The following is a 12,625-nucleotide window of genomic DNA, read 5'->3' as shown; positions in this document are numbered from 1 at the left end:
CAGCGCCTCCGCCCCAAGACAACAGGTTGTTGACTAACAGGATTATGGTATACCATAAGTCAAACTAACAGTTTCACTTCAACTCAGGTGCCCCATGCCCGCCATTATCCGCAAAACCCTGCTGCAGGTCGAAGAAACCTTGATCGAGGGTGGCAAAGAAGCCGCTACACCGCTCAAGATGATTGCCGCCATCGCTGTGATCAAAAACCCCTGGGCAGGCCGTGGCTTTGTTAACGACCTAAAGCCAGAAATCTTTGACTGCGCTCCTGGCCTGGGTGAGATGCTGACCAAAATGGTGCTGGATGCAGCAGGCGGGGGCGACAAAGTCGAAGGCTACGGTAAATCCGCCATTGTCGGTCTGGACGGTGAGGTCGAGCACGCCTCGGCGCTGATCCACACCCTGCGCTTTGGAAACCATTACCGCGAGGCCGTCGGCGCAAAAAGCTACCTGGCCTTCTGCAACACCCGCGGTCCGGCCAATGCGCCTCTGATGATCCCCTTGATGGACAAAAATGACGGCGGACGCCGCTCACACTATCTCACCATTCAATGTTCGGTTGCGGATGCCCCGGCTGCGGATGAAATCGTCATTGCATTGGGCGCCTCTATCGGTGGCCGACCGCATCATCGCATTGGAGACCGCTATCAGGACCTAAAGGATCTGGGCCATGACGTCGACAACCCTGCAGCTGTCTGACCCCTGGGGCTGCCTTAGCTACCGAGAGGCCGGAACGGGCGAACCCTTGGTGTTGATCCACGGGGTCGGCATGCAAAACGCCGCCTGGACGCCGCAGATTGAAGCACTATCAAAAACCCACCGCGTGCTGGCACTGGACATGCCTGGCCATGGGGGCAGCAGCCCGCTGCCTGAGGGGGCACAGCTGCCTGACTTTGTCGCCTGGGTACAGGCCTCCCTCACCGCTCTGGGCACAGGTCCCGTCAATCTGGCCGGGCATTCCATGGGTGCGCTGATCGCAGGTGGCTTTGCCTGCACCCATCCTGAGATGCTGCGCCGGGTTGCGTTGATCAACGGCGTGTTCAAACGCTCACAACAAGCCAGTGAGGCGGTTCTGGCCCGCGCCGCAGAAATCAAAGCTGGCAAAGTCGATCTGGAAACCCCGCTCGCCCGCTGGTTTGGCAACAGCACTGCAGACCAGAGCGCCCGCGAGAACGTGGCTGGCTGGCTCACCTCCGTCGATATGACGGGCTATGCCACCGCCTATGGTGCCTTTGCGCGTGGAGATGCAACCTATGCAGAAAGATGGCCCCTGATCACCCACCCGCTGCTGGCACTGACAGGGGATGGTGACCCCAATTCGACCCCTGCGATGTCGCGCGCTATGGCAGAACAGGCTCCAAACGGTGAGGTGGAAATTTTGGCCGGGCGCCATATGGTTAATCTCACCCAGCCTGACGCTGTGACAAACAGTCTGATCCGCTGGCTGCGCCGCCCGACAACCACCAAAATGGAGACTCCAATGGCCCCTGCCCCGCTTGATCCCCGCGCTTTGCGCGATGCCTTTGGCACCTTCCTGACGGGTGTCACTGTGGTGACCAGTCACGACGGCGACGGCGCACCATTGGGTTTCACGGCCAACTCCTTTTCTTCGGTCTCGCTGGACCCGCCCCTGGTACTGGTTTGCCTGGCCAACACGTCGCGCAATTACGAGGCCCTAACCCAGGCCTCCGGATTTGCGGTGAATATTCTAGCCGAGGACCAGAAAGACGTCTCCAACACCTTTGCCCGCCCTTCTGAGGACCGCTTTGCAGCGATCGACTGGCAAACTGGCCCGCATGGCTCCCCCATTTTGGCCGGGGTCAGCGCCTGGTTCGACTGCTCCATGCACAAAACCGTTGAGGCCGGTGATCATGTCATTCTGATCGGCAAGGTCGAAGGCTTTGACACCAGCACCGCCCCTGGCCTGGGCTATGCCCGTGGCGCCTATGTTACCCCTGCTGCCGAGGCAGTGGCACTGGCGCAGGGGGCCAATCTAGTGGTCTCTGCCTTGATTGAACGCGCAGGCGAAGTGCTGCTGCTTGATGATGGCAATGGCGGGTTGACCCTGCCAGAAAAACCGGTTGGCCGCGGCGGGGCTTCAGTCGCCCTGAGTGAGCTGATCGCAGCCTGTGGGATAGAGGCGGATCCCGGCTTTATCTATTCCGTCTTTGAAGATGGTGCGCGCGAACACCAGCATATCTCGTTCCTCTGCCAGGCTGCCGATGGCGCGCCAAAACAGGGCTGCTTCACGCCACTTAGCGCCTCAACCATGATGGAGGTGACCGATCCGGCCCTGCGCATCATGCTAGAGCGCTTTGCCAGCGAAAGCCGCATGGGCAACTACGGGGTATTTTACGGCAACCAGATCAGCGGCGATGTCCGCAAAATCGTGTCAGGGAGTTGAGTGACATGAAGTTTTCCTTGTTTGCGCATATGGAGCGTATCTCGCCCGATCAGGACCAAAAGCAGCTCTATGATGAGTTCATCGAACTGTGCAAAATCGCTGATCGTGGCGGTATGCATGCCGTCTGGACCGGTGAACACCACGGGATGAATTTCACCATCTCGCCCAATCCCTTTTTGAATCTCGTGGATGTGGCCCGCCACACTGAAAATGTCCGCCTGGGCACCGGCACGGTGATTGCGCCTTTCTGGCACCCCATCCGCCTGGCAGGTGAGGCGGCGCTGACCGATATCATCACCGATGGCCGCCTGGATCTGGGGATTGCACGGGGAGCTTATTCGTTCGAATACGAACGCATGATGCCCGGCATGGACGCCTGGGAGGCCGGCCAGCGCATGCGTGAGTTGATCCCTGCGGTGCAGGGCCTGTGGCAAGGCGACTATGCCCAGGAAGGCGAATTTCACTCCTTCCCCAAGACCACTTCCTCGCCCAAGCCATTGCAGCAGGACGGCCCACCGATCTGGGTAGCCGCCCGCGACCCCAACAGCCACGAGTTTGCCGTCGCCAACAACTGCAATGTACAGGTCACTCCGCTGTGGCAGGGGGACGGCGAAATCGCCAGCCTGATGCAGCGTTTCACCGATGCCTGCGCCAAGTTCCCCGACACTCCGCGTCCCAAAATCATGCTGCTGCTGCACACCTATGTGGCGGACAGCGCCGAAGACGTGAAGCTGGCCGCCGAAGAGTTGAACCGGTTCTACTGCTACTTTGGCGCCTGGTTCAAAAATGAACGCCCCGTGGAGCAAGGCCTGATCAAAGAACTTTCGCCAGACGAGATCGCGGCACATCCGTTTTACTCTCCCGAGGCGATGGAGCGTGATCTGGTCATTGCGGAACCTGCAGGTGTCATTGAACGGCTGAAATCCTATGAGGCCCTGGGCTATGATGAATATGCGTTCTGGATCGACTCCAGCATGAGCTTTGCACGCAAGAAAGCATCGCTGGAGCGTTTCATCAACGAGGTCATGCCCGCCTTCGCCTAAGGTTCGGATTATCAACGAGGACAGAAAATGCAGCATTTTCAGCAGTATATCGGCGGACAGTTCGAAGACGGCACCAGTCAGTTCGAGAGCTTTGATCCCGCAACCAGCACGGCCTGGGCGCAGATGCCTGCCGCCTCGGCCGCGGATGTGGACCGGGCTGTGCAGGCCGCAGAAGATGCGTTTTTTGCCCCTGACTGGTCATTGATGACCGCCAGCCAACGCGGCAAGCTGCTGCTGAAATTGGCCGATCTGGTGGCGGAAAATGCTCCGCGACTGGCAGAGTTGGAAACCCGCGACACAGGCAAGATCATCCGCGAGACCTCAGCCCAGATCGCCTATGTGGCAGAGTACTACCGCTATTATGCGGGCCTGGCGGATAAGATCGAAGGCGCGCATCTGCCGATTGATAAACCAGATATGGAGGTCTGGCTAAGGCGCGAACCTCTGGGCGTGGTGGCGGCGATTGTACCCTGGAACTCGCAGCTGTTCCTGTCGGCGGTAAAGATCGGCCCTGCGCTGGCGGCCGGTTGCACGGTGGTGCTGAAAGCCTCCGAGGAAGGCCCGGCGCCGATGCTGGAGTTTGCCCGCATTTTTGATCAGGCAGGGTTTCCGCCCGGCGTGCTGAACGTAATCACTGGCGGACCAGAGGCAGGCGCGACACTCACTTCGCATCCAAAGGTGGCCCATGTCGCCTTTACCGGCGGGCCCGAAACCGCGCGCCATATTGTACGCAATTCGGCAGAAAACCTTGCCTCTACCTCACTGGAGCTGGGCGGCAAATCGCCGTTTATCGTCTTTGAAGACGCCGATATTGAGAGTGCCGTGAATGCGCAGATCTCAGGGATCTTTGCCGCGACCGGGCAAAGCTGTGTTGCGGGATCACGACTGGTGATTTCCAGCAAGATCAAAAATCAATTCTTGGCGCGGTTGAAAAAAAAAGCTGAGGCCGTAGTCATTGGTGCGCCGGATGATATGGCCACCGAAGTGGGCCCCCTTTGCACAAAGGCGCAGCGCGACCATGCGCTGGCTCTGATTGCCGCCTCCACCGCAGCAGGCGCCAAGCTGGTCACCGGCGGCAGCGCGCCGGATGGTCCGGGCTATTACTTTCCGCCAACTATTCTGGATTGCTCTGACGCGCCAGAGGCCCCCTGCCTGAGCCGCGAATTCTTTGGACCAGTGCTATCGGTGGTCAGCTTTGACACCGAGGAAGAGGCCCTGCGCATTGCCAATGATACCAAATTCGGGCTTGCCTCGGGGGTGTTTACCCAGAGCCTGACGCGGGCGCATCGGATGATCCGAGGCATTCGGGCCGGCATTGTCTGGGTCAACACCTACCGGGCGGTCTCTCCAATTGCGCCCTTTGGTGGGCATGGGCTGTCCGGGCATGGACGGGAAGGCGGGCTGCAGGCCGCGCTGGACTATACCAAGGTCAAAGCCGTCTGGCTGCGCACCTCGGATGATCCTATCCCTGACCCCTTTGTGATGCGCTAGTCACACAGCGCATCCTTTCCTATAGGCAAGGCTGAATATCTCCTTATGGTGGCACCACATAGGCAGAGGCAGGTTTGACCCTGCCTCCATTATAGAGGTGCTGACATGCCAGAAACCCTGTTCCCCCTCCCCGAGCCGCTGTCCATCCCGGTACAGGGCGAAACGGCGAAATACCCTGTTGGCCGGATTTTCTGTGTGGGCCGCAACTATGCCGCCCATGCGGCTGAAATGGGGGTAGAAGTCGACCGCGAGGCGCCATTCTACTTCACCAAATCCAGTGCCAATGCGATGCTTTCCGGCGGTTCTGCCCCCTACCCTCCGGGCAGCGAGAATTTTCACTACGAAATGGAGCTGGCCCTGGCCATTGGCAAACCGCTGTTTCGAGCCACAGCCAAAGAAGCCCGCGCAGCGATCTACGGTTATGGCTGCGCGTTGGACATGACCCGGCGCGACCTGCAGATCCGTGAGCGTAAAAAACAGCGTCCCTGGGATCTGGGGAAGGATCTGGAACAAGGCGCCGTCTTTGCACCACTGACCAAGGCAGGGGATTGGGGGCCAGTAGCAGATCAACGCATTTGGTTGACCCTAGATGATGAGATCAAACAGGACGCCACGCTGGCCGAGCTGATTTGGTCGGTCGAGGAAATTATCTGCCACCTATCCGGCTTCTACCACCTCCGCCCTGGAGATCTGATCCTGACAGGCACCCCGGCAGGCGTTGGTCCGGTCCTCCCTAATCAACAAATCAACGGCGCAATCACCGGCCTCACCCCGATCTCCCTAAACCTGATAGAACCAGAGTAAGTTCGCCCCATGGGCGAGGTCCAGGTATGAAATTGACAAGATCATGTGCCCTCGGTCCATTCGCAAACAGCCCTGTGCTTTGCATAGTAGGGCCCAATTGGTCGTGATGTCGGCAAAGGTCTGCGGCGATTATCACAACAGGGATTGGGGGAAGCCTGCGCGATCTTGTCGCCACATTGGCCGGCAAAGAGGGATTGAAAAAACCTCTACATAGTGGTGAGATGTATCACTCGGCATGCGAATGTTAAAAATATGTAACATATCCATGTCAGGACTGGGAAAGGACCCAATAGACATCTCAGACCAGATCCAATCAGCAAATTCATGAGTGGAAAATACATCAACTGGCATTGATAGTTACAAATGCACCAAATAGCTGAGGGTCCAGACAGATCGTTTCACGCACGAATCTTGGCCCTCTGGGAACAAAATGGAAAGAATTGAGCCTCTTGTTGCAATATCGTTTTTCACGGCAATAGGATGGTAAATGACAAGGTCAAAAGGGAGGAATCATATGACCACTCGTAGAAAGCTTCTTGGAGCTGCTGGCGCCGCCGCCATCGTCGCCCTCAGCGCCACTTCGGCATTTGCCGAAAACGTCACCCTGAAACTGCACCAGTTTCTGCCAGCACAGGCCAATGTGCCAAAGCTGATCCTGGATGTCTGGGCTGACAAGGTCGAAGCGGCCTCTGGTGGGGAAATCACCATTGACCGTTTTCCTTCGATGCAGCTGGGCGGTAAGCCACCAGAGCTGATGGACCAGGCCATCGATGGCGTTGCAGACATCGTTTGGACCGTTGTCGCCTATACACCCGGTCGTTTCCCTTCTACCGAAGTCTTTGAACTGCCCTTCATGATGACCAATGCCCGTGCAACCTCGCACGCCTATTGGGAAATGTTCGATAAGCACATGAAAGACACCGAGTTCAAGGATGTCAAAATCCTGGGTACATGGGTTCACGGCCCTGGCGTTATCCATACCTCAGATCCGGTAGAAACCCCCGCTGACCTGCAGGGCATGAAAATCCGTGGCGGTGGCCGTTCGGTCAACTCGCTGCTGACACAGCTGGGCGCGACCCCCGTTGGCATGCCTGTTCCTGCGATCCCCGAAGGTCTGTCCAAAGGCGTGATCGATGGCACCACCATCCCATGGGAAGTCACCGCAGCGCTGAAAGTGCCAGAACTGGTTGAAAGCCACACTGAGTTCACCGGCAAGGCGCTCTACACTCTGACCTTTGTTCTGGCGATGAACAAAGAGAAGTACGAGAGCCTCTCCGACGCCCAGAAAGCAGCAATTGATGACAATTCTGGTCTGGAATTCTCCGTCTTTGCTGGTGGCACCATGGCCGATTCTGATGATCCATCGCGTGAGGCTGCTCTGGATAATGGCAACAACGTCATCACCCTGGACGAAGACCAGACCGCTGAATGGCGTACACTGTCGCAGCCTGTCTATGACAAATGGCTGGCCGACATGACCGAAAAAGGCATCGACGGGCAGGCGCTTCTGGATGAAGCTTCCTATCTGATCGAAAAATACACGCCACAATACGTGAAGTAAGCTAGACGTACTGTTAAAGGGCCGCAGCAGCATTTGGTGCCGCGGCCCTTTGCGCACAATAAAGGGTTTAAACCATGCATAAGCTCATGATGGGGCTGGCCAGAACTATGGCCATTATCGGCGGTATGGTCCTCTCTCTTCTGATCATCATGACCTGCCTGTCGATTGTCGGCCGCTTGCTCAATGGCGTCTTCCATGGCGATATTATGCAGTTTCTTGCACCGGGCTTTTCAAACTGGATGATCACCTGGGTGGGACCAATCAATGGCGATTTCGAACTGGTCGAAGCCGGTGTTGCCTTTGCGATTTTTGCCTTCATTCCCCTCTGCCAGATCTCTGCCGGACACGCCGCAGTGGATGTAGTTGCCAATGCTTTTCCCCGCGGTGTGAACCGCTTTTTGCGCATGGTCACCGAAATCCTGTTTGCTGCCGTCCTGGTGCTGATCGCTTGGCGTCTAGCCGCTGGAACCATCAGCAAATTTGGCAATGGAGAGACCTCTTTCCTACTGGAGTTCAAAGTTTGGTGGGCCTATGGCGCCAGCCTCTTCGGCGCAACGATTGCTGCGGTGCTTGGCCTCTACATGGCCGGTGTACGCACTTATGAATTTTTTACCGGCCGCATCCAGATCTGGGACGGCGTGGAGGGTGAACAGTGACTACTCTTGAAATAGGCATCGCCTCCTTTCCGGTACTGATGGGGCTGATCTTTCTGCGGGTGCCGATTGGCCTGTCGATGTTTCTGGTCGGCTTAGGCGGCCTGATCATCGTCACCGATGGCACGCAGGTGGCCTTTGGCCGCCTCAAAAGTGAGACCTACTCGACCTTTTCCTCCTATTCGCTGACCATTGTTCCCATGTTCCTGCTGATGGGCCATTTTGCCACCCTGGGCGGCATGTCCACGGCACTGTTCAAAGCGGCTGAGGGTTTTCTTGGTCACAAAAAGGGCGGTGTTGCCATGGCCTCGATCGGGGCCTGCGCCGGTTTTGGTGCCATCTGTGGCTCCTCACTGGCCACGGCTGCGACCATGGGCCGGGTCGCTCTGCCTGAGCTGAAGCAGTATGGCTATGCCGGCGGGTTTTCCACCGCGACACTGGCAGCAGGCGGCACTCTTGGCATCCTGATCCCGCCCTCGGTTGTGTTGGTGATCTATGCCATCCTAACCGAACAAAACATTGCCAAGCTGTTCCTCGCGGCCTTTATTCCAGGCCTGCTGGCGGCCATTGGCTATGTCATTGTGATTTCGATCTATGTGCGCCTGAACCCCAAAGCCGCAGGCACCCGCCCAGCCATTCCATGGTCTGACCGCTTTGCCAACCTGGTCAAAGTCTGGCCTGTGCTCACGGTCTTTGGTCTGGTTGTTGGCGGCATCTATGGCGGATTGTTCACCCCAACCGAGGGCGCAGCAGTGGGCGCCTTTGGCACCGGTTTGATTGCCTGGCTGAACGGCGGGCTGGATCGCCCCAATCTCATCGACAGCTTCATGGTAACGGCGCGCTCTACCGCAATGATCTTTTTCATCGTTCTGGGGGCGGGCTTTTACAACGGCTTCCTCGCCCTGACGAAGGTGCCGCAGGAACTCGCCGATTTCGTGGTCAGCCAGGGCTTTAGCCCCTGGATGGTGCTGGCGTTGATCCTCGCCTTCTATCTGATCTTTGGCTGCCTAATGGACAGTCTGTCGATGATCCTGTTGACCATTCCGATTTTCTTCCCGGTGATCTCAGTGATGGATTTTGGACTGCTCTCGCTCATCGACATGCAGGCCAGTGCCGCCATGGAGGTGTTGAACAACGGGGTGCCTGACGGCATGGGGGCTGAAATGCTCGCCTCAATTCAGGAAAGCATCGCCAATGGCGTTGAACTGACCCGCGAGCAGATGAAAGAGCTGGGCATTCGGGTCACAGAGGGCCGCGTCAACCGCATCGAGGCAGAATATGTCGCCATCTGGTTTGGTATTCTGGTGCTCATCGTGGTCGAGGTTGGCCTGATCACCCCGCCTGTTGGGATGAACCTCTTCATCATCAACGCGATGGATCGCAAGACCAAGATGATCGATACCTACAAGGCGGTGATGTACTTTGTGGCCTCCGATATCATCCGCGTGATTATCCTGGTGATATTCCCCTTCATCACCCTATTGCCACTGGTGCTCTGGGGCTAACCAAGGGCTAAACCGGATCAAACAGCGCCCTCTTCCAGCTCGCCTGGGAGAGGGCTTTTCACTGAAGCGTTTGAAACCTCGCGCGCCCAAAGTTAGGGTAGCACACCCGCAGCGCAGGCAAGGAATTGAAATGTCACAACAGCTTAGCGATACAGGCCATATTAGCCCCTTTGTCCACAGCATGCGCGTCGGCTGGGGTCACTGTGACCCCGCCCAGATCGCCTATACCGGCCATTTGCCTACCTTTGCACTGGAGGCAATCGACGCCTGGTGGGAGCACCATCTGGACGGCGACGGTTGGTACCAGATGGAGCTGGATCGCGGCACCGGCACGCCCTTTGTCAGCATGGGGTTGGAATTCCGCTCGCCCGTCACCCCGCGCCACCGCCTGGAGTGCGAGGTCTGGCCCAGCGCCATTGGCAATAAATCGGTGACCTTCCGCGTCGATGCCCGCCAGAAGGGCACACTGTGCTTTGAGGGCCGTTTCACCTGCGTCTTTATCGACCCGTCAGAGTTCAAAGCCCGCCCTGCCCCAGCAGATTATCGCGCCGTGATCGAAGCCAATTTGCGCCCGGAGTAATCTTCAAACCGGTTGGCGCAACCAGCCATCCGCAAAACCCACCGCTGCCAGTCCGGCAAAGCGTGCAACCCGATCCAATTCAGCCTCCAGCCGTTTTGTCCGCGCAGCAGAGAACTTAACACCACGCTCTGGCCAGAGCGCGGTCACCCGGAGGCAATCCGCCGCACGATCCGCCTTCATGTCGATGCGGCCCACCATTTTCTGCCCTTCAATCAGCGGAAAGACATAGTAGCCATAGATGCGCTTTGGCGCCGGGGTAAAAACCTCAATCCGGTAGTGGAAACCAAATAGCCGTTCGGCCCGTTTGCGGTCGCGCAACATCGGATCAAAGGGGCTAAGCACCCGCATCCGCCCCGGCGCAGGCCCCAGCTCCGCTGCCTGCTCAATCACACCCGGACGGGCATAGCTCTTGCGCAGGCTGCCATCTGCCGCCGCGACCTCGATCTCTTCGATCTCACCGCGCGCCTTTGCCTCTTGGCACCAGCTCCGCGCCTCGGCATTACTGGCCGTGTCCCAGAACGCGGCAAGCTCTCCTGGCGTAGCAAAGCCAAGCCGGTCCAGCGCATTGTTGCACAGCCAGTCCACCGTCTGCGCCGGATCCAGCTGATTTGCCGGAGCATGCAAGTGCTCTTCGATCACCCGTTCAGTCAGATCATAGCGTTTTTGGAACCCTGAACGGCCTATTACGGTCAGTGCACCGGTGCGCCATAGATACTCCAATGCGGTCTTGGAGGGGTGCCAATCCCACCATCCGCCAGAGCTCTTTTTCTCATCCTTGCCCAGATCAGACGAACTGACTGGACCGTGGTCGCGGATGTGTTTCAGTACCGTCTCAAACTGCTGCTCAAACCCATCGCGGCGCCAGTTGCGCCAGCGCTTGCGGAGCAATTCTTCGTCGCGCTGGAACCGCAAATGCCACTGCGGATAATAGGCCAGCGGGATCATCGCCGCGTCATGGGTCCAATGTTCGAACAGCGCCCCACCACCGTGATAGAGATTGGTCAGATGTTTGGCGCGATAACTGGGGCGTCGGGCATAGAGGATCATATCATGAGCCCGTGCCACAGTGTTGATACTGTCGAGCTGCACAAACCCCAGCTGGGAAATCAGCTGTAACAGGTCTGCCCCCTTGGAGCCGCCGCTTGGTGGCTGCAGCAGGGCATGACGATCCATGAACAACCGCCGTGCCTGCGCGTTTTCAAGGCGCGGCAGAGCCATCAACGACGCTTAAGCGTATCACCAAAAGAAATGGTGGGGGTTAGCGTCACATGGTGTTCTTGTGCCGCCTCAGGGTCATCCAGCTGCGAGGCAATGATCTCGGCCGCCTTGCGCCCAATCTCGAGCCTGCAGGCATCCATAGTGGCCAACTGGCGCGGCAATCCCTGCAGCAGCTCAACCCCGTTGAACCCCGCAAGACCAATCTGCCCTGGCACATCAATGCCCTGCTCTAGTAGGTACAAAAGCCCCCCAGCACCGATCATATCGTTGGAATAATAAAGGAAATCCAGTTCAGGCGAGCGTTCCAGCATCTCTGCCGTCATCTCGCGTCCCTTTGCCAAGGCCGAACCACCAGAATAAAACGCACGATCCTCTATCTCGACGCCCTCTTTGGCCAGGGCCTCGGTAAAGCCCTCGAACCGTTTGCGCGCGCGATGATCCAGCGGCATCTTTGTGCCCATGAAACCTATATGACGATAGCCAGCCTTCAGGATTGCACGCGCCATTTCACTGCCTGCGCGGCGATGGGAAATGCCCACCATGGAATCCACTGGCTTGCCATCCGTATCCATGATCTCCACCACCGGAATCCCCGCGGCATTGAGCATAGCCCGCGCGGCTTCGGTATGTTCCAGGCCTGCAATAATCACACCAGAGGGTCGCCAGGATAACATCTCATAGAGAACTTTTTCTTCTTTTTCCGGTTGGTAGTCCGTCACGCCTACCACCGGCTGCAACGGGGTGTTTTCCAACACTTGATTGACCCCGGTGAGCACCTCGGGAAAGACCATATTGGACAGCGAAGGAATAATCACCGCGACAAGGTTGACCCGCTTGGAGGCCAGCGCTCCGGCGATTTTATTGGGCACATAGCCCAGTTCCTTTGCAGCGGTCAGGACTTTGACGCGGGTTTTTTCCGATACATCTCCGCGGTTTCGTAAGACCCGGCTTACAGTCATTTCTGAGACGCCGGTGGCCTCTGATACATCGCGTAGGGTAAGCGGGCGCTTGGTTTCCGTGGTCACGTTCTAAGGCCTCATATATTCAGCTGCTTTCAGGTTAGCCAGTGCACGGGCCTAGTACAATGGGGCCCAGCACGAAAGGCGCGCAACAGAGCCCTTGAAGAAACACTGACACAGGCCCTGAGCCTCATTGTGATAGCTCTGAGGATTTGCTATCGCGTAAACAGACACGGCCCCGTGGCTCAACTGGATAGAGCAGCCCCCTCCTAAGGGGCAGGTTGCAGGTTCGAATCCTGCCGGGGTCGCCAAAAACACCTGAAAAATGTGGCTTATTTACAGGGCGTTGTGTGGAAGCGTGCAGAAAGCCCCGCCAGCCTTCGGCCCGAAATCGGCTGAAACGGCCGAT

Annotated in this window: 11 protein-coding genes and 1 tRNA gene; 10 read left to right on the top strand and 2 right to left on the bottom strand. The window is 57.8% G+C overall.

Annotation, left to right across the window (positions count from 1 at the left end):
* Positions 1-94 precede the first annotated feature (94 nt).
* From MED193_RS14550 to MED193_RS14510, 9 genes are all read left to right on the top strand, one after another.
* Positions 95-697: an amino acid synthesis family protein gene (locus MED193_RS14550; protein ID WP_009810502.1), complete on the top strand. Its 603-nt coding sequence runs from the start codon at positions 95-97 to the stop codon at positions 695-697.
* Positions 669-2,402: an alpha/beta fold hydrolase gene (locus MED193_RS23350; RefSeq protein ID WP_009810501.1), complete on the top strand. Its 1,734-nt coding sequence runs from the start codon at positions 669-671 to the stop codon at positions 2,400-2,402. The genes MED193_RS14550 and MED193_RS23350 overlap by 29 nt, the downstream gene beginning before the upstream one ends.
* Positions 2,403-2,407: 5 nt before the next feature.
* Complete coding sequence (locus tag MED193_RS14540; protein ID WP_009810500.1) at positions 2,408-3,445, top strand: LLM class flavin-dependent oxidoreductase; 1,038 nt, start codon at positions 2,408-2,410, stop codon at positions 3,443-3,445.
* 27 nt (positions 3,446-3,472) lie between these two features.
* Positions 3,473-4,936, top strand: a complete 1,464-nt coding sequence (locus tag MED193_RS14535; protein ID WP_009810499.1) for an aldehyde dehydrogenase — start codon at positions 3,473-3,475, stop codon at positions 4,934-4,936.
* Positions 4,937-5,041: 105 nt separating this feature from the next.
* Complete coding sequence (locus MED193_RS14530; protein ID WP_009810498.1) at positions 5,042-5,740, top strand: fumarylacetoacetate hydrolase family protein; 699 nt, start codon at positions 5,042-5,044, stop codon at positions 5,738-5,740.
* A gap of 514 nt (positions 5,741-6,254) precedes the next feature.
* Positions 6,255-7,301 carry a TRAP transporter substrate-binding protein gene (locus MED193_RS14525; RefSeq protein ID WP_009810497.1) on the top strand — a complete coding sequence of 349 codons (1,047 nt, stop codon included), beginning with the start codon at positions 6,255-6,257 and terminating at the stop codon, positions 7,299-7,301.
* 74 nt (positions 7,302-7,375) lie between these two features.
* Positions 7,376-7,957 carry a TRAP transporter small permease gene (locus MED193_RS14520; RefSeq protein ID WP_009810496.1) on the top strand — a complete coding sequence of 194 codons (582 nt, stop codon included), beginning with the start codon at positions 7,376-7,378 and terminating at the stop codon, positions 7,955-7,957.
* Entirely contained in the window at positions 7,954-9,459 is a 1,506-nt protein-coding gene (locus MED193_RS14515) for a TRAP transporter large permease (protein ID WP_039966219.1), read from the top strand. Before MED193_RS14520 ends, MED193_RS14515 begins: the two co-directional genes overlap by 4 nt.
* A 130-nt stretch (positions 9,460-9,589) precedes the next feature.
* The gene (locus tag MED193_RS14510) at positions 9,590-10,039 is read left to right on the top strand and encodes a thioesterase family protein (protein ID WP_009810494.1); all 450 of its coding nucleotides are present in this window, start codon (positions 9,590-9,592) and stop codon (positions 10,037-10,039) included.
* Positions 10,040-10,042: 3 nt separating this feature from the next.
* On the opposite strand, the gene MED193_RS14505 is transcribed toward MED193_RS14510, so the two are convergent.
* Together MED193_RS14505 and MED193_RS14500 are read right to left on the bottom strand one after the other, a co-directional pair.
* Entirely contained in the window at positions 10,043-11,257 is a 1,215-nt protein-coding gene (locus tag MED193_RS14505) for a winged helix-turn-helix domain-containing protein (RefSeq protein WP_009810493.1), read from the bottom strand.
* Positions 11,257-12,282 (bottom strand): LacI family DNA-binding transcriptional regulator, encoded by a 1,026-nt coding sequence (locus tag MED193_RS14500; RefSeq protein ID WP_009810492.1) that lies wholly within the window; start codon positions 12,280-12,282, stop codon positions 11,257-11,259. Before MED193_RS14500 ends, MED193_RS14505 begins: the two co-directional genes overlap by 1 nt.
* A 168-nt stretch (positions 12,283-12,450) precedes the next feature.
* On the opposite strand from MED193_RS14500, the gene MED193_RS14495 reads away from it, so the two are divergent.
* Positions 12,451-12,527 (top strand) — tRNA-Arg (locus tag MED193_RS14495).
* Positions 12,528-12,625: the final 98 nt, after the last annotated feature.

The organism is Roseobacter sp. MED193 (genome assembly GCF_000152965.1).
In the GTDB taxonomy this organism is placed as follows: Bacteria; Pseudomonadota; Alphaproteobacteria; order Rhodobacterales; family Rhodobacteraceae; genus Pseudophaeobacter.
This window is presented reverse-complemented; position numbering and strand designations above follow the sequence as displayed.